At 46.1% G+C, this 24,229-nt stretch carries 20 protein-coding genes; 3 read left to right on the top strand and 17 right to left on the bottom strand.

Annotated elements, in window-relative coordinates; translation table 11 throughout:
- Positions 1 to 9: 9 nt before the first annotated feature.
- The 17 genes from CW740_RS01405 to CW740_RS01320 all read right to left on the bottom strand — a co-directional run bounded on the left by CW740_RS01405 (position 10) and on the right by CW740_RS01320 (position 19,711).
- Entirely contained in the window at positions 10 to 1,176 is a 1,167-nt protein-coding gene (locus CW740_RS01405) for a D-alanyl-D-alanine carboxypeptidase family protein (protein WP_106647979.1), read from the bottom strand.
- 28 nt (positions 1,177 to 1,204) lie between these two features.
- Positions 1,205 to 2,119, bottom strand: a complete 915-nt coding sequence (locus CW740_RS01400; RefSeq protein ID WP_227523877.1) for a septal ring lytic transglycosylase RlpA family protein — start codon at positions 2,117 to 2,119, stop codon at positions 1,205 to 1,207.
- A 31-nt stretch (positions 2,120 to 2,150) separates the two neighbouring features.
- On the bottom strand, positions 2,151 to 3,185 hold the full coding sequence (mltB, locus tag CW740_RS01395; protein ID WP_227523876.1) for a lytic murein transglycosylase B: 1,035 nt from the start codon (positions 3,183 to 3,185) through the stop codon (positions 2,151 to 2,153).
- A 34-nt stretch (positions 3,186 to 3,219) separates the two neighbouring features.
- On the bottom strand, positions 3,220 to 4,344 hold the full coding sequence (gene rodA, locus CW740_RS01390; RefSeq protein WP_106645877.1) for a rod shape-determining protein RodA: 1,125 nt from the start codon (positions 4,342 to 4,344) through the stop codon (positions 3,220 to 3,222).
- Positions 4,328 to 6,256, bottom strand: coding sequence for a penicillin-binding protein 2 (gene mrdA / locus CW740_RS01385; RefSeq protein WP_106645876.1), 1,929 nt, complete (start codon positions 6,254 to 6,256; stop codon positions 4,328 to 4,330). Before mrdA ends, rodA begins: the two co-directional genes overlap by 17 nt.
- Before the next feature lie 167 nt (positions 6,257 to 6,423).
- Positions 6,424 to 6,894 (bottom strand): 23S rRNA (pseudouridine(1915)-N(3))-methyltransferase RlmH, encoded by a 471-nt coding sequence (gene rlmH / locus CW740_RS01380; protein ID WP_106645875.1) that lies wholly within the window; start codon positions 6,892 to 6,894, stop codon positions 6,424 to 6,426.
- A 7-nt stretch (positions 6,895 to 6,901) separates the two neighbouring features.
- Complete coding sequence (rsfS, locus tag CW740_RS01375) at positions 6,902 to 7,255, bottom strand: ribosome silencing factor (protein ID WP_018623347.1); 354 nt, start codon at positions 7,253 to 7,255, stop codon at positions 6,902 to 6,904.
- Entirely contained in the window at positions 7,255 to 7,929 is a 675-nt protein-coding gene (gene nadD / locus CW740_RS01370; protein ID WP_106645874.1) for a nicotinate-nucleotide adenylyltransferase, read from the bottom strand. The genes rsfS and nadD overlap by 1 nt, the downstream gene beginning before the upstream one ends.
- Positions 7,930 to 7,931: 2 nt before the next feature.
- On the bottom strand, positions 7,932 to 9,011 hold the full coding sequence (holA, locus tag CW740_RS01365; RefSeq protein WP_106645873.1) for a DNA polymerase III subunit delta: 1,080 nt from the start codon (positions 9,009 to 9,011) through the stop codon (positions 7,932 to 7,934).
- Between the two features lie 15 nt (positions 9,012 to 9,026).
- Complete coding sequence (locus tag CW740_RS01360) at positions 9,027 to 9,530, bottom strand: LPS-assembly lipoprotein LptE (RefSeq protein ID WP_106645872.1); 504 nt, start codon at positions 9,528 to 9,530, stop codon at positions 9,027 to 9,029.
- 55 nt (positions 9,531 to 9,585) lie between these two features.
- Positions 9,586 to 12,219 (bottom strand): leucine--tRNA ligase, encoded by a 2,634-nt coding sequence (gene leuS, locus CW740_RS01355; RefSeq protein WP_106645871.1) that lies wholly within the window; start codon positions 12,217 to 12,219, stop codon positions 9,586 to 9,588.
- A 481-nt stretch (positions 12,220 to 12,700) separates the two neighbouring features.
- A complete protein-coding gene (lnt, locus tag CW740_RS01345; RefSeq protein ID WP_106645869.1) occupies positions 12,701 to 14,218 on the bottom strand; it encodes an apolipoprotein N-acyltransferase in 1,518 nt (505 codons plus the stop codon).
- Between the two features lie 82 nt (positions 14,219 to 14,300).
- A complete protein-coding gene (locus CW740_RS01340; RefSeq protein WP_106645868.1) occupies positions 14,301 to 15,158 on the bottom strand; it encodes an HlyC/CorC family transporter in 858 nt (285 codons plus the stop codon).
- A gap of 53 nt (positions 15,159 to 15,211) precedes the next feature.
- Complete coding sequence (gene ybeY, locus CW740_RS01335) at positions 15,212 to 15,718, bottom strand: rRNA maturation RNase YbeY (RefSeq protein ID WP_106645867.1); 507 nt, start codon at positions 15,716 to 15,718, stop codon at positions 15,212 to 15,214.
- An 8-nt stretch (positions 15,719 to 15,726) separates the two neighbouring features.
- Positions 15,727 to 16,767, bottom strand: a complete 1,041-nt coding sequence (locus CW740_RS01330; RefSeq protein WP_106645866.1) for a PhoH family protein — start codon at positions 16,765 to 16,767, stop codon at positions 15,727 to 15,729.
- A 54-nt stretch (positions 16,768 to 16,821) separates the two neighbouring features.
- Positions 16,822 to 18,162 carry a tRNA (N6-isopentenyl adenosine(37)-C2)-methylthiotransferase MiaB gene (miaB, locus tag CW740_RS01325; RefSeq protein WP_106645865.1) on the bottom strand — a complete coding sequence of 447 codons (1,341 nt, stop codon included), beginning with the start codon at positions 18,160 to 18,162 and terminating at the stop codon, positions 16,822 to 16,824.
- Between the two features lie 148 nt (positions 18,163 to 18,310).
- The gene (locus CW740_RS01320; RefSeq protein WP_106645864.1) at positions 18,311 to 19,711 is read right to left on the bottom strand and encodes a sodium:solute symporter family protein; all 1,401 of its coding nucleotides are present in this window, start codon (positions 19,709 to 19,711) and stop codon (positions 18,311 to 18,313) included.
- A gap of 194 nt (positions 19,712 to 19,905) precedes the next feature.
- Here CW740_RS01320 and CW740_RS01315 point away from each other — a divergent pair, with 194 nt between their 5' ends.
- From CW740_RS01315 to CW740_RS01305, 3 genes are all read left to right on the top strand, one after another.
- Positions 19,906 to 20,520: a YceI family protein gene (locus CW740_RS01315; RefSeq protein ID WP_106645863.1), complete on the top strand. Its 615-nt coding sequence runs from the start codon at positions 19,906 to 19,908 to the stop codon at positions 20,518 to 20,520.
- 523 nt (positions 20,521 to 21,043) lie between these two features.
- Positions 21,044 to 21,529, top strand: a complete 486-nt coding sequence (locus CW740_RS01310) for a hypothetical protein (RefSeq protein WP_106645862.1) — start codon at positions 21,044 to 21,046, stop codon at positions 21,527 to 21,529.
- A gap of 439 nt (positions 21,530 to 21,968) precedes the next feature.
- Positions 21,969 to 24,173 carry a M4 family metallopeptidase gene (locus tag CW740_RS01305; RefSeq protein WP_106645861.1) on the top strand — a complete coding sequence of 735 codons (2,205 nt, stop codon included), beginning with the start codon at positions 21,969 to 21,971 and terminating at the stop codon, positions 24,171 to 24,173.
- The last annotated feature ends 56 nt before the right edge of the window (positions 24,174 to 24,229 follow it).

Below are 24,229 nucleotides of genomic sequence, written 5' to 3'. Positions count from 1 at the left end.
AATATAAGCCTAGTGGAACCATAATTTCATCGAATCCCACATACGGCCAAAAAAGCCAGCCTCTTCAACATTATCCAGAGCTACCAGTGGCATCCGCTTAATCTCTTCATCACCAACCTTGAAGAAAACTTCACCGACCACCTGACCGCGTCGAATAGGTGCTATCAGTTGCGATTGGATGGTGTAATTGGCCTGAATCTGATCTTTCTGGCTTTTTAACAAGGTCAGTGCCGCATCTTGAGCCAAACCAACCTTAACTTCTTCTTCCTCACCTTTCCAGACACGGGCTGTGCGCAAGCTCTGACCAGCTTTGAATGGCTTAATGTTGGTGTAAAAGCGGAAACCATAATTAAGTAGTTTGCGAGTTTCGCTGGCTCGTTCCGCCTCACTATCAGTGCCCATGACCACAGAAATCAGGCGCATACCCTCTTTTTCTGCTGATGAAACCAGACAATAACCAGCTTCTTCGGTATGGCCTGTTTTAAGACCATCAACATTTAAAGTTGGGTCACTTAGTAATTCATTACGATTTCTCTGCTTAATGCCGTTATAAGTAAACTCCTGCTCGGCATAGATGGCATAGTCTTCAGGGAAGTCTCTGATCAGGGCTCGCGCCAGAATAGCCAGATCTCGTGCAGTGGTAACATGGCCTTCAGCCGGCCAACCAGTACTGTTCTCAAAGTGAGTATCTTTCATGCCAAGTTTTGCAGCATATTGATTCATCAAATCTGCAAAGGCTTCTTCGGTCCCGGCAATATGTTCTGCCATAGCAATGCTGGCATCGTTACCAGACTGAATAATGATTCCGCGATAAAGGTCTTCGACGGTGACGTATTTATTGACCTCAATAAACATCAAAGAACCGCCTTTAAGTTTTGGGTTCTGCGCCCAGGCGTTCTCACTGATCAATACTTTATCGTCTAGCTTTAAATTTCCATTGTGTAGCTCATCACCAATGATATAGCTGGTCATCATTTTGGTTAAGCTGGCAGGAGGCAATTTCTGATCAGCATTGTCCTGCATAATGATTTGCCCAGTGTCATAATCCATCAATAAATATGAACGAGCATCTACATTTGGCTTACCCGGCTGAATGGCAGCCATTGCAGAATTGGTAGCAAAGAAAATGAATACAACAGCAAATAGTAATTTTAGTGTTTTTTCTTGAAAAGACATTGGCTTAACAATCCCAGAATTTTTAAGTTTATTCAGTAACAACTTTAGGAGTACCAAAATTGTACTCATTCAATTGGCGTAAAATATTTTCAGCAGTACGAGCATCTCGTAAAGGCCCAATGCGAACTCTCTGCAACGTCTGGCCATTGACATCGACACCGCTAATCGAAATTGGCTGACCAAAATGATCACGCAGACGAGCTGCCAAGGTATCCGCTCTTAGAGGATCAGCAAAGGCACCCACTTGCACAAACAACTGAGCATTGTCTTTCTGCTCATCCATCGGTGGCAATTCTAATTCACCCGCCTGAGCCAACTGCGATGCATTGACTTGACCGGCATTTCGAGGGGAAGCCAAAACCTCAACTTCTACTCGTGCCGTACCCTGGTCCATATAGCCCAGCTTTTTAGCTGCAGCATAAGACAGGTCAATAATGCGGTTTTTCTTGAATGGGCCACGGTCATTGATTTTAACGATAACCGACTGACCATTATCCAGATTGGTTACCCGCGCGTAGCTGGGTAGAGGCAGAGTTTTATGAGCAGCGGTAAATTGGTACATATCGTAGACTTCACCAGATGAAGTTCGACGACCATGAAATTTCTGACCATACCAGCTGGCAACACCTGCATCCTTATAGCCATTACCAGAATCCATCACATGATAGACCACACCATCCACTTCGTAATAAGGTGGATTACCTAAGCCACTCTTTTCTTCAACTCTCGGCGTCGGCTCGGCGATTGGTCCGTTGGTGAAAGGTCTCTTTGTCCCATCCGGAGCATAGTCTGGACGCAGTCGATCAGCTGGGCTGCCATATTCATACTCATACTCTTCTGCTGGTGGCGTGGTGGTACATGCCGAAACCAACAGCAGTCCCAATCCGGCCAGCATCACTTTGCTTGAAGTTATTACAGTATTTGAGGTCATTTTAACTTTCACGCGATTTCTCAATTTTCATTAATTCAACAGACTACTTTTCTTCGACCGACGTTTGCTTGGCATGTTCCACAGCATCTTTTATTTCGAGGCTCAACTGGTGAACGGCCATGGCATACAGAGGGCTACGATTATAACGGGTGATGACATAAAAGTTGTGAAAACCTAGCCAATAATCTTCTTTGCTTTCCTGCTTGAACGCATAAATTCCTGCAATATCGTTTTCAGCCAAAGGACCATCATATTCAAGACCAGCCAACTTCATCTCGCCAATGGTAAACTGCGGTTTCAGCGAGTCATTACGGAATTGTTCTACAAGTTTTTGCTCAGGCGTCGACAAATATTCTGCTACAGGCTCACCCATTCGCCAGCCATGGACATGGAAATAATTGGCAACACTGCCAATTGCATCTTCAACATTGTCAAACAGGTTGATATTACCGTCGCCGTCAAAATCGACTGCGTAATGACGATAAGAGGTAGGAATAAACTGCCCCATTCCCATAGCGCCGGCGTATGAACCTTTGGGCTCAGCCAGATCCCAGCCCTGCTCACGAGCCAGTACAAAATACTCTTCTAACTCACCAGCAAAGAAAGCACCACGTTTGGGATAATGGAACGCCAAAGTTGAGATGGCATCAATCACAGGGAAACTGCCCATCACTCTGCCGTAGCGAGTTTCTACGCCAATAATCGCAGCAATGATTTCTGCAGGTACCTGATACTTTTCCTGCGCACGCATCAGAATATCTTCATGCTCTAGCCAAAACTGGACACCTTGCTTGATACGTTTCTGTTCAATAAAGATTGGGCGATACTCATACCAATCCTTGCTTTCTGCTGGCCGGCTTATGGCGTCCAAAATGGACTGCCGAACTTCGACCTTATCCAGAATCATCTGCACATAGTCTTCAGTAAAACCATGCTTCTTATGCATATAGCTGGCAAATGCTTTTGCATCAGTTGGGGCTTTATCCAGCTCCGAATTGGCTTGCACCGTCATGCCTGAAAGCGCACAGGAGCAAGCTAAAACTAATGTTCCGATTGTCTTTTTTATATTTGTTGTCATAAAGCCTCGCTTTATTTGCAATTTAATTCGCTATTTATGTTGAATGCAGTCGTCGATGAGTTTGAATCGACATCAGAATACCAAAGGCGGCCATCAGGGTAACAATTGAAGTACCGCCATAACTGATTAACGGTAATGGTAGCCCGACCACAGGTAACAAACCACTGACCATGCCTATATTTACAAAAATATAGATAAAGAAAGTTAAAATAAGCGCTGCGCCCAATAGTCGGCTAAAAGTTTCCTGTCCTTGCAAACTGATATAAATACCTCGGACAATCACAAACGCATAAAGTGCCAATAAAAGCATAATTCCAACCAGGCCAAATTCTTCACCTATAACGGCAAAAATAAAATCAGTATGCCGCTCCGGTAGAAACTCAAGCTGAGACTGAGTTCCGTTTAGCCAACCTTTGCCATAAATACCACCTGATCCAATAGCTATCTGGGATTGAATGATGTGATAACCCGCACCTAGTGGATCGCGTTCGGGATTGAGGAATGTCAGCACTCGACCTTTTTGATAGTCGTGCATGACAAAGAACCACATGATGGGAATTAGAACACCAGCCAATAAAATGGCACCGAGGATATATCGCCAGCGGATTCCGGCAAAGAACACCACAAATAGACCAGATGCACCGATCAATAACGAAGTGCCCAGATCAGGCTGTAGCATGATCAGAACCACAGGCGTAAAGACCAGCACCAGACTTCCCACCGTTTGCAGGAACGAAGGTGGTAGCGCCTTTTCAGCAAAATACCATGCAACCATTAACGGCACAGCCAGTTTCATGATTTCTGAAGGCTGAAAACGAATTCCAATATCAATCCAACGTTGTGCGCCCTTGCTTGTTTCACCAAACAAAAGAACCGCTATCAAAAACAGGACACCAACGGCATACAACGCGGGAGCCCATTGGCGAAAAGTTCTTGGCTCAAACTGCGCCAACACAAACATCACAACCAGTCCCGCAGCGAAACGTACTGCCTGACGTTTTACCAATCCAATACTCTCACCACCGGCGCTATAAACGGCCAGCAAACTGAAACACATCAACGCGATAATGCCTAACAACAGTGGTGCATCTATGTGCCAGCGCCACAGCAAACTGTAACGCTCTTTATGGCTGTTTGCGGTACTACTGAGCAGAGCCATTATTCACCACCTCGGTTTCAGTTGTTGGTTCACTTTCCTGATGTTGCTCGATTAAATACTGATCTATCAAGTAATAGTCCATCAGCTTGCGCGCAATTGGTGCTGCGTTACTACCGCCACCCCCAGCATTTTCCATCACCACCGCTATTGCAATTTTAGGGTTTTCATATGGAGCATATCCGATAAAGAGCGCGTTATCGTGGAATTTTTCAGCCAGTGTTTCAGCATCATACTCTTCTTCTTCCCCAAGACTTTTAACCTGCGCGGTTCCGGTTTTTCCTGCAGCAATATATTCTGCTCCCTGAAAAGCTGTGCGTGCGGTACCCTTTGTTCCGGTAATCACTTCACGCATACTTTCCTTAACCAGATCGAGCCAGCGTCCATCACCAGTATCAATCTGATGGTAGGCCATTACAGGCACATTCTGCTCATGGATATTTCCCTCAACGAATTCCCTCACCAGCTGAAGCTGATAGCGAATACCATCATTGGCAATCACCGCTGTTGAATTGGCAAGCTGCAATGGCGTTACCGTCCAGTAACCCTGACCAATACCAATATTTACGGTATCGCCGTTATACCAAGGTTCTTTACGAGCAGTGCGTTTCCATTCTCGTGATGGCAGAATACCGACTTTTTCTTCTTCCATATCAATACCAGTTTTTTGGCCAAAACCAAACTGCGTCATGCCTTCATGAATACGGTCAATACCGATTCTGACAGCAAGGTCATAGAAGAAGGTGTCACAGGACTCGATGATAGAGTCGACAACATCCATATAAGGTGCATGTCCCCAGCGTTTCCAGTCTCGATAACGGCGGTCATTATTGGGTAACGAAAACCAGCCAGGATCACGAATCTTGGTTTCTGGAGTAATGACGCCTTCCTTCAATCCTAGCCAAGCCAGGTGTGGCTTAATGGTTGATGCAGGAGAATAAGTACCCTGCACTGCTCTATTGTAAAGAGGTCTCTCAGGCGTTAGCAGTTTCCTGTACTCTTCAGCAGAAATGCCGCCTGTAAACAAATTTGGGTCATAACCAGGTTGACTAACCATGGCCAGTACCCCACCCGTTGATGGTTCAATCGCGACAATCGCCCCGCGAGCACCGACTTCTTTCATCAGCTCAGTAGCTCTGCGTTGTAAACCTAAATCGAGGTGGAGATGTATATCCATTCCAGCAACTGGCTCATCGCGTTCTAGTACGCGAATGATACGCCCTCGTACATCAGTCTCAACGCGCTGACTGCCCACTTCGCCATGCAATATACTTTCGTAATAACGCTCAAGACCAAGCTTGCCAATTTTGGAGGTGGCTGCGTAACGTAGGCGAGTTTCCTCATCCATCGCTTCTAATTCTTCGACGTTGATGGCCCCCATACGGCCAAGGACATGAACCAGATCGCCTTTGTAGGGGTAATAGCGTTCCAGACGAGCTTCGAGGCTTGCTCCAGGATACATGTGCTGCACCACCGAAAACTTAGCGACTTCCTCTTCGGTGAGGTTAGATTTAAGAACGTAGGAATTAAATTTGGGTCGGAACTTGATCTGCTCTAGAAACTTTAAAACCTGCTCATCGCTAATAGTTAAAACATTTCGCAGTTCTTGAACCAGTTTAGGTAGATCCCTGGTTTGCTCAGGAGTAATTTCGAGAGTGAAAATCGAACGGTTCTGCGCCAGTAATTTTCCATCACGATCATAGATAAGGCCACGAACCGGAGCGACAGATTGAATACTGATACGATTGTTTTCGGATTGGGTCTGGTACTTCTGATAGTCCAGAACCTGAAGTTTGAACTGACGGCTGATGAGAACCACCATCAGAATAAATACGATAAACAACGCCACAATACAGCGCGCGAAAAACATGGACGTTTCGCGACCAACATCTTTTATGGCTTGTCGTTTATACATACCTTATGGACTGACACCCATTGAAATAATTTCATAGTCCCTGCATTTAATTCAGATTGAAGGTTCCATTCAATCTGAATTGTATACCTGATCTATTACTGGCTTACTCTCTACGAGGCTTACTCTCTACGAGGCTTACTCCCTATGCCACTTGTTCTCTGTGAGACTTATTCCCTATGATAAGGATGATTCACCGTCACAGACCAGGCGCGGTAAAGCGACTCGGCGACGATAATCCTGACTAAAGGATGTGGGAAAGTCAAAGCCGATAAAGACCATTTCTGATTGGCGCGCGCCAGACACTCTTCGGACAGACCTTCCGGCCCGCCGACCAATAAAACCAGGTTTGGATAATGTTGCTGCCAATGCTCTATCTGTTGCGCAAGCTGCGCGGTCGAAAAACTTTTACCTTTAACATCCAAAGCAACCACCCAATCACTGGACTGGATCTGTGCCAAGAGTGCTTTGCCTTCTTTTTCGGTAATGCGGCTGATATCGGCATTTTTGCCACGTTTCTCAGCGGCAACTTCGACCAACTCCAATTTGAAGTCGTTAGGGAATCGTTTGGCATATTCCTGAAAGCCCTGCTCGACCCAGGCTGGCATTTTCTGGCCAACCGTCAATAAACGAACCTGCATGATTTCATTAGCTGGTGGCTGTTGTGCGGGCTTCTTTCCAATTAGGATCCCACAGCTTTTCCAACTGATAAAAATCTCGCGTTTGCGGCATCATTATGTGCGCTACAACATCGCCCAGATCGACTAGCACCCATTCAGCCACATCATCACCTTCAACTCCAAGCGGTTGAACACCTTCATCTTTAACACTTGATACGAGATTATGGGCGACGGATTTGACGTGACGGCTAGATGTGCCGCTGGCAATGATCATGTAATCGGTCACTGAACTGAGACCTTTTACATTGAGAACTTTAATATCTTTGGCTTTGCTGTCTTCTAACTGGTCAACTACCAGATCTTTCAATTGCTCCGCTTGCATTAATTACCTTTGGGTGAATGTGCTTGATAGCCATAGAGGCCATGCCGTTGAATATAGTCTAGTATAACATCAGGTAACAGAAAACGTGGCGAAAATCCGCTTTTTATTTGTTCGCGGATATAGGTTGAGGAAATATCCAGTTGGGGCATTTCGCAAAAACCAATTTTACCGCGAGCAAAATGTGCTAACTCTTCTGGCTTACTGACTCTTTGCTGTTGATAAAGTTCGGCCACTGGCCCTTGTTGTGGCAGCTCACTACTGGGACGCCCCACCACCAGAATATTGCATAAATCCAGCAGTTCCTGCCAATGATACCAACTATCCAGTTTTGCAAAGGCATCAGTACCCATCAAGAAAATCAATGGGTTATCGCCAATTTCTAAACGTAAATGGCGCAAAGTCACGACGCTGTAACTTGGCTCTTCTCGCTCAAGCTCACGGGTATCCAGAGCCAGGTGAGGTGTGGTTTCCAGTACTAGATTGAGCATCTCAATACGTTGCTCAGTAGTTGCGCCAGGGGTTGGTCGATGTGGCGGATAGGCTGCGGGCATCAAGGAAACCTGCGCCTCGGGAAAACGATTGAGCATTTCCTGGGCCATGCGTAAATGACCAAGATGAACCGGATCGAATGTGCCACCAAGAATGATATGAACCATACCGCAACTGGTGTTCATAACTAATTCATTCCTAATGATTTTTTCAGGTCTGATAGACCCTGTTCAGGACTTACCTTTGGCTTGGCTGGCGGCACTCCACTGCCACGAAGCGGATTACAATTGGTCATCAGACAAACCACATGCGCCAGCTCCTGCCAGACATCTGCATCAGCCTGTCCTTTAGCGGACTTATCAAGATAAGTCAGACGCTGCACCAGCGCATACCATTTTTTAACGCTGCCCTTACTCATGGCAGCCTGTAATAATTTCTGTCGCTTGGGCCAGACTCGCTGGCTCTGCATGATATTGACCAATGTTTCACCCTGTGCCATCTGCTCAGCCCAGTCGGCCAGTAACTGACACTCGCGTAACAACTGATTTATCGGCACCAGTGGATAGACGCCTTCAGCCTGCAATGTTGCTAACATGCGAAGAGCCCGATCGGTCTGGCCTGCAAGACAAGCATCAGATAACTCATAGACGGAGTAGCGGGCACTGTCACCGACATATTCTTTAATGTTGTCTGAGCTAATCGGTTGTCCATCAGATAGCAGTGACAACATTTGCAAATCCTGCTGCGCGGCCAATAGATTGCCTTCACAGCGCTCAATCAAGGTTGCCAAAGCATCAGGCTCTAACATGACTCCAAGTTTGCGGGCACGAGTTGATAACCAGTTGCCCAGACGCTCAGCTGGTACCGGCCAGGCTTCAATCACCAGACCTTTCTGCTCAACAGTTTTATACCAGGCCAGACGTTTTTCAGAGGAAAGTTTTGGCGCAGTGATCAGCAACACATCCTGCGGCTCACTGTTAATGAAGGATTGGATAAATTCGCCATGGGCTTTTTTAATGCTTTTATCAAAGCGCCATTCGAGCAGTCGGCTCTCAGCAAACAATGACATGGTGCCAGCCTGATCGTTTAGCGGATTACTACTACCCGCTTCTTCAATAATTTGTCGTTCGAGCAAACCCTGTTGTTTGCAATAAGCACGAATGGCATCGACCGCCTCCATTTTCTGCAATGGTTCGTCCCCAGCAACCAGATAAACCGGATACAGTGTATTAAGGTTTTTTTCCAGCTGTTCGGGATAGATTTTCACGCTTAACGACTTCTCCTAAGGGCTAACGGTGCCAGCAATCTGCAGCAATAGTCGACCAATGATTTCTTCCTGCATATCCGCGATCAGTCTCTGCTGCTCGCGTTCCTGACCAGACTCCAGATTACGCTCATAGGCAAACTCACGACGACTGGTCATACGCTGTGTTTCTGGCTCCTGCTCGGAGACCATTTCTGGCGTCAACATCTGGTATTCCAAAGTGAAAATTAATTCGAGCTCAGCAGCACGCCCCAAGCTATCGCGCGCTACTGTACGTCTTTCAACGCCATAATTCACGATCGCCAATTGCAACTCAGATAATTCAGGTTGCTCCACCAACTCAGCGCCTTGATAGGCAAGACGCTGCTGAAGACGACGCTCAAAGTCAGCATTCATATCCTGACTAATCAGCCACACTTTGGTGTTGGATAGTTCTGCACCCTGGCCACGCAATTGGAAACCGCAGGCACTCAGACCAATGATGGCTATCATGAGTATCAAACAGAGATTCAAACGCTTCATCAATATCTTCCTTTGGTTTCCTGATTCACTGACTATCTTTTAGTTAGCTACCCTACTAATTGGCAACTATATTTACCAGTTTACCCGGCACCACAATCACTTTGCGAACCGTGTTATCGGCAATAAATTTCTGCACATGCTCATCAGCCATCGCCAGTTTTTCAACTTCCTCTTTACTGGCATCAGCGGCAACCGTGATCTTGGCACGAACCTTGCCATTGACCTGCACAATGATCAGCTTTTCATCCTGCACCATGGCAGATTTATCAGCCGTTGGCCATTGTGCATCAACCACATCAACTCGCTCTTCGCCAACCAGTGAACCGAGCGCCTGCCACAAGATGGTACAGATATGCGGAACAATAGGTGTAAGCATCAGAACTGCGGCATCCAATGCTTCCTGCACTACTGCACGGTCCTGCTCGCTCGACTCTTCAGCCTTGCTAACATGATTGAGTAATTCCATCACCGCGGCAATAGCCGTATTAAAAGTATAACGACGAGCATAGTCATCAGTGACTTTGGCAATGGTTTCGTGTGTTTTACGACGCAATGCTTTCTGATCATTGTTTAGACTTGCCGCATCAAGTTTTGTAACCGGGCCTTTTTGCTGATGGCTTTGCACCAGTTTCCATAAACGGCGCAAGAAGCGCAACGAACCTTCAACTGCAGAATCCTGCCATTCAAGTGCCTGATCCGGTGGTGAAGCAAACATGGTGTACAAGCGCATAGTATCGGCGCCATACTCATCGACCATCGACTGCGGGTCGATACCGTTATTTTTCGACTTGGACATTTTGGTCATGCCGGCATGAATCACCTCACGACCTTCGCTGTCCACAGCCTTAATAATTCGTCCTTTATCATCACGCTCGACCACTTCTACTTCAAGCGGCGATACCCAATGACGAGCACCTTTGTCATCGGTGTAATAGAAAGCATCCGCCAAAACCATGCCCTGACATAATAGCTGCTTGGCTGGTTCATCAGAATTCACAAGGCCTGCATCACGCAATAATTTGTGGAAGAAACGGAAATACATCAGGTGCATGGTGGCGTGTTCGATACCGCCAATATATTGATCCACTGGCAACCAGTAATTGGCCTGCTCAGGATTCAACATGCCATCTTCGTAACCGGTACTGGTGTAACGCGCATAGTACCAGCTTGATTCCATGAAAGTATCAAAGGTATCGGTCTCGCGAACACCTTCCACGCCATCAACGATGGCTTTTTTCCACTCTTCGTCAGTATTTAATGGGCTGGTCACGCCATCCATTACCACATCTTCAGGCAAGCGAACCGGTAACTGATCTTCCGGTGCAGGAACCACCGAACCATCCGGCATATTGATCATCGGGATTGGAGCACCCCAATAACGCTGACGGGAAACACCCCAATCGCGCAGACGGTAATTGACGGTCTTCTTGCCTTTACTTTCTGCTTCTAATTTGGCGGTAATCGCAGCAAATGCTTTGTCAAAATCCAGGCCATCAAATTCACCTGAATTGAATAGAATGCCTTTCTCGGTATGAGCCTGTTCGCTAATGTCCAACTCAGAACCATCAGCAGGTTTGACGACAGGGGCAATATCAATGCCGTATTTAGTCGCGAATTCATAATCGCGCTGGTCATGACCCGGAACCGCCATCACGGCACCCGTGCCATAATCCATCAATACAAAGTTAGCCACCCACACTGGTACTTTCTTGCCGCTTAGCGGATGCACTGCGTAGATACCCGTTGGCATACCCTTCTTTTCCATGGTCGCCATTTCTGCTTCGGATACCTTGCTGTGTTTGCACTCATCAACGAATGCTGCCAGCTCAGGATTATTTTTTGCAGCTTTAGTCGCTAACGGATGAGCGGCCGCCACTGCCAGGTAGGTAACACCGTAAAGCGTGTCCGGACGCGTGGTGTAAACATGCAGAGGCTCAACGCCATCGCCGTTGCCATTCTCTACTGAGAATTCAACTTCCACACCTTCCGAGCGACCAATCCAGTTACGCTGCATGGTCTTAACCATCTCAGGCCAACCATCCAGCTTATCCAAATCATTCAACAACTCTTCAGCGTAGGCAGTGATCTTAATAAACCACTGTGGAATTTCTTTCTGCTCAACCGGCGTATCACAACGCCAACAGGCACCATCAACCACCTGCTCATTAGCAAGAACCGTCTGGTCATTCGGGCACCAGTTGACCGAAGAAGTCTTTTTGTAGACCAGACCTTTCTCATACAACTTGGTGAAGAACCATTGCTCCCAGCGATAATATTCCGGCTTACAGGTCGCCAGCTCGCGATCCCAGTCGTAAGCAAAGCCCAGCATTTTCAGCTGACCTTTCATGTATTCGATATTTTCATAAGTCCAGGGCGCTGGCGATGCCTTGTTCTTTACCGCCGCATTTTCCGCAGGCAAACCAAAAGCATCCCAACCAATCGGCTGCAACACATTCTTGCCCTGCATGCGCTGGAAACGCGAAATCACATCACCGATGGTGTAGTTGCGCACGTGACCCATGTGCAATCGGCCACTCGGATAGGGAAACATGCTCAGGCAGTAATACTTCTCTCGGGAAGCATCTTCCACCGCTTTGAAAGTCTTGTTCTGTTGCCACTTTTGCTGGATTTTTCCTTCAATTTCAGAAGGTTGATAATGTTCTGGTAGAGATTGTTCTGATAGTTGCATTGCTTGCAGATTCTTGAATTAATGACTCGTTACAGGCCCATCGTTACGGCCCACCGACACAAGCCTCTAAGGATACCTGAGTGACCCAATCGCAACAAGCGCAAATCCTAGCAAAATAAAGGTTTTATGGGGAGTATAGGGGAGTAAAGAAAAAAGAAGCCGATTGAGGTCGGCTTTTGATTTTAACATTTGAGAACATTCTATAAGAGTGGACAATGGTATTACTTGAGCATCATAACTTACCAAAACTATATAAAGTCTCAATTCAACGTTTCGCTCTCATTAACTTTACAAATAGTATGATAAAAATAAACGATAACAACCAAAAAATGGTGGCTCTGAACTCCCAAGGCAAATAATCCCTCAAATAGCTGATCCCCATCGCTATAAATGCTGTACAAAACATAAAAAACTTAATCGTATCTTTTTTCATAATTTTACATGTCGCAAACTTAAATGGGCGCTTCCTAAACCACATTCATTATTTTTTCCTCAACCAAAAACCTAACCCCAACAGCCCCAATACCATTATTAGCAAACTCCAGTACCCATACTCTCTAAACCATGTGTTTCGGTTTTCAAGCAGGAAGGCGCCGGCAAGCTCGTTGCTTTGGAAGCGGTCGATTTGGTTGATGACGCGGCCTTTATCATCAATGATTGCGGTAATACCGTTATTGGTGCCGCGAATGACTGGCAGGCCGGTTTCGATGGCGCGCATTTTGGCAATTTGGAAGTGTTGAATAGGTCCCCAGGACTCACCAAACCAGGTGTCGTTACTGATGGTAACGATGGCTTTGAACTGATTTTTGTCGGTGCTGGTGGCGAGCTGTTGCATCAATCCCGAGAAGGCAATTTCATAACAAATCGCTGGAATGTAATCTGCTTTTTCTGTTTTCAATGCTGTTTGCTGGCTGCTACCTGGCGTGAAGCTGGACATAGGTAAATCAAAGAAATCTATCATGCCGCGAATCCACGAACCTAATGGAACATATTCGCCAAAGGGAACCAGTTGTTGCTTATGATAGTCGCCTTGCTCATTGCCGAGCATTTTGATTCCCGCGTAATATTCATCGCGGGTTTCGAGCATTGGAATTCCGGTTATAAACTGACTACCGCTACTTTTAGCTAGCTCATCCAATTCATATAAAATACCCGGCACTTGCGTATCAAATGCTGGAATAGCCGCTTCTGGCCAGACAATTAAATCGGCTCCCCAGTAATGCTCGGTTTGATCAAATAGCCCTTTTACGATTGGCGTAAAGTAGTTGCTGTCCCATTTTTTATGCTGATCAATGTTGGGCTGAATTAATGCAATGGTCAGTGTTTTTTGTTGAGTGGTTTCTTTCTTAACTTCATATAGGCTGGCGGTGGTTCCTATCATCATAAGAATAACCAAAGCCATTAACGAATTGGTTCGATGTCTTTTGCTGGAGTGCGTCAATGTAACGGCGACCAGGCAGGAAATGACTACTAATAATAACGTCACCCCATGTACACCCAGGAAACTGGCAACTCCCAACAATGGACCTGATGTCTGAGTGTAACCTAGATATAACCATGGGAAACTAACAAAGCCTGAGCCACGAGCTATATCCAGTACGAACCAGGCAGTAGCAAAAAAGATAATCTGAGAAAACAGATTGAAACGATTGATAAAACGCGCATTGAGCCAGGCCAGCAATACAAAAAATAGTGACAAAATAGCAACAAATAAAATGGTCAGAAAAACCGCTAAAGGCAGCGGGGCATTACCAAAGGTATTGATCGATACATAGACCCAGGATACACCAACACCAAAGTACCCAAGCCCATAGCTAAAGCCCAATGCCATCGAATATTTACGGCTTTGTCCGTTCAGCAGCCACCAGATTGCCGACACTGAAAATATCGAGATGGGCCACCATTCCAACGGTGCAAAACCTAGTGGATAAAGTGCTCCTGCGATAAGTGCCAGCGTTAGCCCCAGCCAGCCGGTTGGACTTTTAACCATGGTTATCATTGTTTGTCTCTTTGTTGTTATGGTGCTTGTTGGGCCACATTATAACCACAAATAAAGAGCCCCTGAATGTCAGGGGCTTTTTTTATGCTTCAACCGGTGCTTCTACCAGAGGCTTGACCCTCAGCAAATGCACTCGCCGCTGATCGGCATTGAGAACGGTAAATTCAAAGCTTCCCATTTCAATGGTTTCATTGCGCTCTGGCATATGACCAAATTTATTAACCAGTAATCCACCAATAGTATCGAATTCCTGGTCTGGGAACTCGGCTCCTAAACGCTCGTTAAAGTCACTGATTTCAGTTTGTGCTTTAACCGTGTATTCGCCGTTAGTATGCAGTTTAATGTTGGTTTCCTCTTCATCCACATCAAACTCATCCTCGATGTCCCCTACAATCTGTTCCAGTACGTCTTCAATCGTGACCAGTCCAGACACACAGCCATACTCATCAACCACGATGGCCATGTGGTTTCGCTTGGAGCGGAACTCGGTTAGTAGCACATCTAGGCGTTTACTTTCAGGAATGATATAAGCAGGACGCAAGATGTCCTTAATATCAAAAGCTGCGCGCTCGCCGTTATCAGCAAAAGCGTAACTCAAGAGCTCTTTCGCTAGCATGATGCCTTCAATATCATCACGATTTTCACCGACCACAGGATAGCGAGAATGGCGCGAATCCTTAACGATAGGAATAATTTCATCCAAGCTCATGTCTTCTTGAATGACGGCCATTTGCGAACGAGGAATCATGATGTCGCGCACTTGCATCTCTGCAACCTGCAACACCCCTTCCATCATGGATAAAGAATCGGGTTTGATCAGCTTATCGTCTTTCGCAGTTCTTAACAGATCCACCAACTGCTGACGATCTTGTGGTTCAGATGTGAAAATATCGGTTAATCGTTGAAGTAAGCTTCTCGACGGAGGTTTGTCGTCGCTCATAGCGTTTTATCTTGTCCTCATATTGCCCAAAAAAATACGTTTTAGCGGAATTGCTAATCACGCACCTGATAGGGGTCTTCAACCCCCAATTGCGCCAGAATGTCGACTTCCAAAGCCTCCATTTCCTGCGCCTCAAACTCTTTTATATGATCGTAACCTAGCAAATGCAAGCCCCCATGAACCACCATATGTGCCCAATGTGAACCGAGTGTTTTTTTCTGCTCGGTGGCCTCTTTTGCTACTACGTCCGCGCAGATCACCAGATCGCCTAAAATAGACAGTTCCAGCCCTTCGATACCTTCCGGCATTTCGAAGGGGAACGACAACACGTTAGTGGGTTTATTCTTACCACGATAATCGTTGTTAAGCGCCTGGCTTTCCGCTAGTTCGACGATACGAACCGTTATGTCAAAAGGCTGAGCCAACGCTTTGGCACGACCGTTGGTTTCCGATTCGACGGTAAAAGCTGCTGTTAACCAATGTTGAAAATCACTTTCGGCCGGAAGATTCGGTGCTTCGCAGGCAACCTGTAGATCCAGGTTAAATAAAGGCGTGTCCATTTTAATTCTTAATCGTTACCGTCTTGTGAATGTTGCTTATCAGCCTGCTTTTGTTCTGCTTTGGCGCGTTTAGCTTCTTCGCTGACATCAAAACTTTCGTATGCCTGTACTATCCGTTGCACCACCGGATGACGCACCACGTCTTTCGATTGGAAGAAGGTAAAACTGATTCCATCTACTTTTTGCAGAATATCGATCACATGACGCAATCCTGAGCGCTGTCCGCGCGGCAAATCCACCTGAGTAATATCACCAGTAATAACTGCTTTTGAGTTGAAGCCAATACGAGTCAGGAACATTTTCATCTGTTCGGGCGTGGTGTTCTGACTTTCGTCGAGGATGATAAAAGCATCGTTCAAAGTTCGGCCACGCATGTAAGCCAGTGGTGCCACTTCAATCACACTTCGCTCCATTAGTTTGGCCACTTTTTCAAAACCAAACATTTCATAAAGTGCGTCATAAAGTGGACGTAAATAGGGGTCGACTTTCTGCGCCAGATCACCGGGCAGGAATCCTAGACGTTCGCCGGCTTCTACCGCCGGGCGAGTTAACAAAATACGGCGAACCTGCTGCTTTTCCCAGGCATCAACGGCGCTGGCAACTGCCAGATAGGTTTTACCGGTACCAGCTGGGCCGATACCAAAACTGATGTCATGATGTTTGATGGCCTGAATATATTGCTTCTGATTCGGGCTGCGCGGCTTAATTAATCCACGCTTGGTCATCAACTTAACATCCTCTCCCTGCACTTTATTGCTTTCCAACGATTCAATATCAGCCGAAGCTTCCTGAATCGCCAGATGAACATCTGCGCTATCGACACTGCGTTTCTTTTCAGTATCTTTGTACACTGACTCAATCACCTGACGAGCTGCCACCACATGAACCCCTTCGCCAATCACGTTAACCTGATTGCCGCGAATGTTCACTTCTACGCCAAGGCGTCTTTCAATGTGTTTGAGGTGTTCATCCAGATAACCGCACAAGGCTGACAAGCGATTGTTGTCAGCTGGCAGTAATTCAAAAGTTTGATTGGTTAGTTGTGACAAGTACTATCCTTTGATATTGAGGTGTGTGTGTTGATGCGGTTACTAATGGGCCAATTAGTGAATCAGCCCATCTGCTACAAAATCACCACGCAATGAATTTGGGAATGCGTCAGTGATGGTCACTTCTGCAAATTTTCCGATTAGACTGTGTGGGCCAACAAAGTTGACGATACGATTATTCTCGGTGCGACCACGAAGCTCCATCGGATCTTTCTTGGATGGACCTTCAACCAGAACTTTCTGCTTAGTGCCGATCATATTACGGCTGATTGAAAACGCCTGCTGATTGATGCGCTGCTGCAAAATAGACAGACGCTGTTTCTTCACTTCCATCGGCGTATCATCAACGATATCCGCGGCTGGTGTTCCAGGGCGTGCGCTGTAGATAAAGCTGAAGGAATGATCGTAGCCAATATCTGCAATCAGATTCATGGTATCTTCGAAATCCTGATCGGATTCGCCCGGGAAGCCAATAATAAAGTCCGACGACATGGAAATATCAGGACGAACCTGGCGCAGCTTACGAATCTTTGATTTGTACTCAAGCGCTGTGTGGCCACGTTTCATCATGGCCAATATGCGATCTGAACCACTTTGCACCGGCAGGTGTAAATGACTCACCAGCTCTGGTACTTCAGCATAAACCTGAATCAAACGGTCAGAGAATTCCACTGGATGCGAGGTGGTATAACGGATGCGATCAATACCATCGATTGCTGCAACATAGGTGATCAACTCTGCTAAATCGGCAGTATGACCTTCGTGGGTCACACCGCGATAGGCGTTGACGTTTTGCCCCAGAAGATTAATCTCACGCACACCCTGCTCTGCAAGCTGAGCACACTCCGCCAGTACATCATCAAAAGGACGGCTGACTTCTTCGCCACGGGTATATGGCACAACACAAAACGAGCAATATTTTGAACAGCCTTCCATTACAGACACAAACGCGGTTGGCCCTTCTGCACGTGGCTCAGGGAGGCGATCGAATTTTTCAATTTCCGGGAAGCTAACATCAACCACTGCTTTTTTCTGGCCACTGGCTTCCTTAATCATTTCAGGCAAACGGTGCAATGTTTGTGGTCCAAAAATCACGTCCACATATGGCGCACGCTGACGAATCGCTTCACCTTCCTGCGATGCAACACAACCGCCGACCCCGATGATTAGATCAGGATTCGTATCTTTTAGATTTTTCCACTGACCCAGCTGAGAAAAGACTTTCTCCTGAGCTTTTTCACGGATCGAGCAGGTATTGAGTAGCACCACATCTGCTTCTTCAGCAGAAGCTGCCGCTTCCAAACCATGAGTTTTATTCAGCAGATCCGACATACGCGACGAATCGTACTCGTTCATCTGACAACCCCAGGTTTTGATAAATAACTTCTTGCTCATGCTCTCAATCACCGCTGTTTGGCTCAAAGGCCTTAAAATCAATAAGATAGAACAGGATGCCAGACCTAAACGTCTAGCACCCTCTATAAAATGGGCGCGAATTATACCATTAGCAAAAGGGCATTAGCCAGTGTCGACTGGCTATTTTTTAGGCAGTTTGAAAACCCTTTGCCGGTCCTGAAAAGTGCCTCTCTATTAAGGCTGCGATGATGTAGACACCGAAGCCGGTTAATAGCGAGATAAAGAACGGAGTCGCCCAGCCAAAGACGAATTCTCCCAAAATCCAGATAGTTGCTGCGCTGACCAAGGTCAAGCCAGCAGTGATCTCACCGCCGAAGCGGGTGAATAGTCCAAACGTACCCACCACAAACACTCCGGCACTACCAAATGCTGAAGCAGTCACCACTAGGTCATAAACGCCTTTGGCATGTAAAGCAATGTAGTAAGCAAGTGCTCCCAACACGACGATACCAATGCGTGCAAACAATACTTTTTGTCTTTCGCTGACTTCGTGATTGCGCTTAGTTAATGGCACAACGATGTTATGCGATAGCAATGAGCTGGACGCCAGTAACGCACTATCGACCGTGGAAAGAATTGCCGAAACTAAAGCGCCGGCAAACAAAATGTAGAAGATTGTTGGCAAGTAAGATTTGGCAAGCTCTGGTAGAAGCTGCTCTGAGTCTGCCAAGTTAGGCATCAAATTCAAACCCACCAGACCTAGATAAACAGGAATGAGGCCAACCACTAAATAAAGACTGGCGCCTTTTAGAGTTGAGCTTCGCGCTTCTTCCGCGCTTCGGCAAGCAAGCACTCGAGTGATCAACTCCTGCGTCAACACCGAACCAAATATCGGAATGGCCCAGGCTTCAAATTTTTGCAGCAAGGTCGAGTCTTCAGAGACAAAGCTGAAACGCGCCGGATCAACGCTGGTTAAACTGGCATTGGGGTCGCCACTGGCAAAGACAAATACACCGAGTAACACGAGGCCCAAAATCAAGAAGCCCGCCTGAATCACGTCTGTCACGGCAACCGCCAGCAAACCACCAAGCATGGTATAAATGATCACGACAGAAGCTGCGATGGTAATCGCATATTCGACCTGCAAACCTGACAGCGACGACAGGATCTGTCCAAAGGCTCGAATCTGAGCAGCCGCCCACAGCATTGAAGCAGGCACCAGAATGATGACAACTAACTTCTCAATGCGTACCGAGTAGCGTTGGCGGAACAAATCAGCGAAGGTAATAAATTTTCGTTTCCACAGAGGCATGGCAAACACAATACCCATCAGGAAAAGGCACAGCGAGAAACCAAAAGGATCGGCAGTACCGCCTGACAAGCCGTTCTCATAGATAGATGATGCAGCCCCGATACAGGTTTCCGCGCCAAACCAGGTAGCAAAAATAGTAAACACGGCCAGACCGGGGTTTAAACGTCGCCCCGCCAACAGAAAATCCGTTTCATTCTTGGGCTTACGCGAAGCCCACAAGCCCACTGCAAACTGTACAAGAACAAAAAAGATTACCCCGAGAACTACTATATTCATCGTCTGTCTAGTCTACCTATGTAAGAAGTTGGCTAACTGTCTAAAAGTTAGGCACTAAAGTTCGCAAAATTAATCCTTTTTTAGTGAAAACTCCAGATTTTTTTCACATCCTGTTTGCTAGAGTTTGTCGGTTACCCTACCATTGTGAAACTTTGGTATTAAAACTCGATACTCTACAGAATAGGAGAAACCTTATGTCTAAGGCTTTATTAACTAAAGCAGTGATTACTTTGGGAGCTATTTTTGCCTTACAGAGCTCTCCATCCACAGCATCTGAAGGTCAGGAATGGGTTGTAGATAATGAAACCTCACACCTTCACTTTGTGTCTGTCAAAAATAACACCATCGGTGAAGTCAGTACTTTTGAAACCCTAAAAGGACACCTTAGCGGTAATGGCCAATTTGCGTTAGAAATTCTGCTAGACAGTGTTAACACCGGCATCGAGATTCGCGACCAGCGCATGAAGGAGCACTTGTTTAACAGTAAAACGAATATAGCCTTTATTGTTAATGGTCAGTTCAATCTGGATAAGATTAAGGGACAGGCTTTAGGTCAAAGTTCGCACCATACGCTACAAGCCACCATACAGCTAGGCAATGATACCGTCGATATTCAAGCACCGGTAACGATTCAGACCTTGGCAGATGAGCAGTTACGAGTCACCTCAGTTAAACCTGTCGTAATTGCTACCAGTAGTCTTAAGCTAGACGGTGGTGTCGATAAATTAAAATCTCTGGCAGGCTTGCGCAGCATCGACCGCGTTGTCCCGGTGACTTTTGATTTGTATTTAAAACCGAAGAGTGAGTAGGTTCTGTCATATCACTTGCTAGCAAGTATCATTGTAATTATGTCATTCACCACGGGCACTTCCTGCGGTCGCCCGCGAAAGCGGGTGACTGCAAGGAATGCCCTCGGGTAAATCCATACTCTCATTAATTCCATTCCTTGACTTACTATTTCGCCACTCGGCGAGCCCCTAAGCAATAATCTATTGTATAGTTGTTCTGCACAAAAAAATGCTAGTCATACATTTTTGTCATCCTGACGAAAGTCAGGATCTGCTCTAATTAAACAATAATCCCAACTTAGCTTTTTAAAAGCAGATTCTGAATCAAGTTCAGAATGACAAGTTAATGGTAGGTGCAGTCCAATTTTAGTGTGAGCGTACTCCAGTCCAAGACTTTAACAATATACTTTCACCCCTGCCTTTTTTCTGCCAGATTTATCCATAACCGGCCTTTTTCAACTTCTTTTCTCTCCACACTGTTGCGCTTTAATAACACCATCGAAAGACAGAACTTAAATAAATTTTAATTTGATGGAGAAGCAACATGAAAACTATTTCCCTTAAACGTATTTTGGTCGCAACACTGATCGTTTCAGTTTTTTCTGCAGCGGCTGCTGTTGAAGCCAGTGATTTAGAAGAGTCACCAACGGGTGTTGTTAATTACACCATTAATGACGAATCTTTTTACTTAGTAGCGGACTCTTCTGAACAGCAGGTAACAACGGATGGTGAGTTAACTCAAATTACATTAACTGAAACTTTCAGCAATCAAACCGAGCAGATGATTATTGCAGAATACCAGCCAGCGTTACCGAACCCCGCGGCCTTGGTGAATTACGAAGTAACGGTTGATTCTGACCTGGGATGCGAACCAGCAAGTGCTGACAACCTGGTTATTGTTCCTGGACAATCGGTAACCGTCACTGTGACCTACAATCTGGTTGAAACTCAGCTTGTCAGTTTCCACAGCACGTTACCGACCCTGTATGCAGAAGAAGTTGTAGCGCCCCAGGTAGCAGCGATGCACTAATCTAACACCTTAATAGTCATAAGCCTAACCCCCAACCACATATGGAGCTTTAACAATGGGCCAGGAAGCCCACCCCCACAGCTAGAAACGACTCCTACTCTCTCCTCCGAAGCTGTGATTAGCGCCGAAAGGCGCTTTTTTTTCATATTGACTTAAAGCAAATAAAACTAATGCATATTTGGGAAGGTTAGTCGATTAGATCGCATACAGATGCAACCCCTCATCACATCAATTATTAACAACTCATCACAAGAATACATAAGTCTACATTGTACGTCATATTTGCAATTGCTCAGTTAGTAGTCACTTGCTAGCTTGCTCCTCGCTGCTGAAAAAATATTCACACACTAAGGGGAATAGATTGTCTTATTACAACAATGATAAGCAGCAGTATTCATAATTTTTTCTTATTCTAAATAGTTATATCTAAGGAGATTCAATGAACAAGATCCATAAGTTCACGCTGAGTGCTTTATCACTTTGCGTAATGGCTTCCGTTGGTCAGGCCGCGGAGCGAAAGTCGTTGCGTGATAATTCCAACCTACAAAGCGCTATTGCTCAGCAACAGAGCGTTCCGGTCAGCTTAGCTGCCAACGTCTCACAGTTAGTTGGTCTTTCCAGCGAAGAATCGCTAAAGCCACGCAAAACCTATACCAATGACAATGGCACTGTAACCACTCGCTATCAGCAATTCTTTAAGGGCATTCCTGTCATTGGCGACGATATCATTATCACTAGCAATGCTGGCGGTGTTTCAAATTTTGCTCATGGTGCAGTTTTACAGAATATCGCACTGGATATTAATGACGTAACACCCAAAATTTCAGGTAAGCGCGCCTTGTCCATTGCCAAAGGTCATCAACAGATGTCGCTGGTTTCTAGTCAAGCTCCTGTTTATGAGAATGAAACCTCTGAACTGGCAATCTGGCAGGATCCTGATGGCATTGCCCGCCTGGTTTACTCAGTAAGTTTTGTTGCTCACGCTGATCAGCCCTCGCGCCCGCAAATGTTTATTGACGCCAAGACTGGGGAAGTCATTCATTCCTATGACAACCTGCAAACTGCCAATGGTACCGGCCCTGGCGGCAACCAGAAAACTGGCCGCTATGTCTATGGCACTGATTTTGGTTATCTGGATGTGGCTCAATCAGGCAGCACCTGTAGCATGACCAGCAGTAATGTCGATACCATCAATATGAATAATTCGACGTCTGGTGACAGCATTCACAGTTTTACTTGCCCGGAAAATACGGTTAAAGAAATAAACGGTGCCTACTCGCCATTAAATGATGGTCATTATTTCGGTAATGTTGTCTTCAATATGTTCAGCGACTGGTTTAACGCAGCGCCATTGACTCAGAAGCTTCGTGTGCGTGTTCACTATGGCAACAACTACGAAAATGCTTTCTGGGATGGTCAGCAAATGACCTTTGGTGATGGAGCCTCGACATTTTACCCTTTGGTATCCCTCGACGTTATGGCCCACGAAGTCAGTCACGGTTTTACTCAACAAAATTCCAATCTGGTTTACAGCGGTAAATCTGGTGGCCTGAATGAGTCTTACTCGGATATGTCAGGTGAAGCTGCCGAATATTACATGAATGGTTCGAACGATTTCTTGGTTGGCGAACAGATCTTCAAAGGCAACGGTGCCCTGCGTTACATGAACAATCCGCCGCAAGATAATAAATCCATTGATCATCAATCAGACTTTTCATCAGGCATGGATGTTCACCACAGCTCCGGTGTTTACAATAAAGCATTCTATTTATTGGCAACCACATCCGGCTGGGATACCAAAAAGGCATTCGAAGTTTACACCCAGGCTAACCGTAATTACTGGACATCGAATACCAACTGGAATGATGCTGGTGATGGTGTTCTCGACGCGGCCTGTGACTTGGGCTATGAAGTCAACGATGTTCAGGCGACTTTAGTTGCGGTTGGCGTTAACAGTAATGTTAGCCCGGGCCGAGAGTGTGGACAGGATGACGACCCAACCGATCCTGGCGATAATGACCTGGAAAATGGCGTACCTATGACAGGCCTTGCAGCTTCAACAGGCAGTGACCTTGGATTTGTGATGGCAGTACCTGATGGCGCTTCCAATATCCAATTTGCCATCAGTGGTGGTTCTGGTGATGCTGATCTATACGTTAAGAAAGGCAGTATGCCAACGGACTCCAGCTATGATTGTCGCCCATACCGTAATGGTAACAACGAAAGCTGTACTGGTAATGGTGGTGGTACCTATTATGTACGCCTCAAAGCCTACTCAAGCTTCTCAAACGTCACTTTAGTGGGTAGCTATGATGATAGTAGCGATCCTGTTCCACAGCCTATTGACCGCACAATCAGCAATATTTCTGTCGCGCAAAACAGCTGGGCTAACTACACCCAGGTTCTGGGCGAAGGCTACAGTAACCTGACAGTGACCATTACCGGAGGTTCTGGTGATGCAGACCTTTATGTTCGCCGTGGCTCTGCACCGACATCCTCAAGCTATGACTGCCGCCCTTATAAATGGGGCAATGAGGAAGTCTGTACCTTCAGTGCACCTCAATCAGGCACATGGTATATCGGTATTCGTGGTTACAATGCTTCGTCTGGAGTTACTTTACGAATCGAAGCAACGCCTCAATAAACTTATATTTCAAGCAACAAAAAAGGGAGCCAAGGCTCCCTTTTTTTATCAGCTTA

Source organism: Kangiella profundi, assembly GCF_002838765.1.
Lineage (GTDB): Bacteria > Pseudomonadota > Gammaproteobacteria > Enterobacterales > Kangiellaceae > Kangiella > Kangiella profundi.
This window is presented reverse-complemented; position numbering and strand designations above follow the sequence as displayed.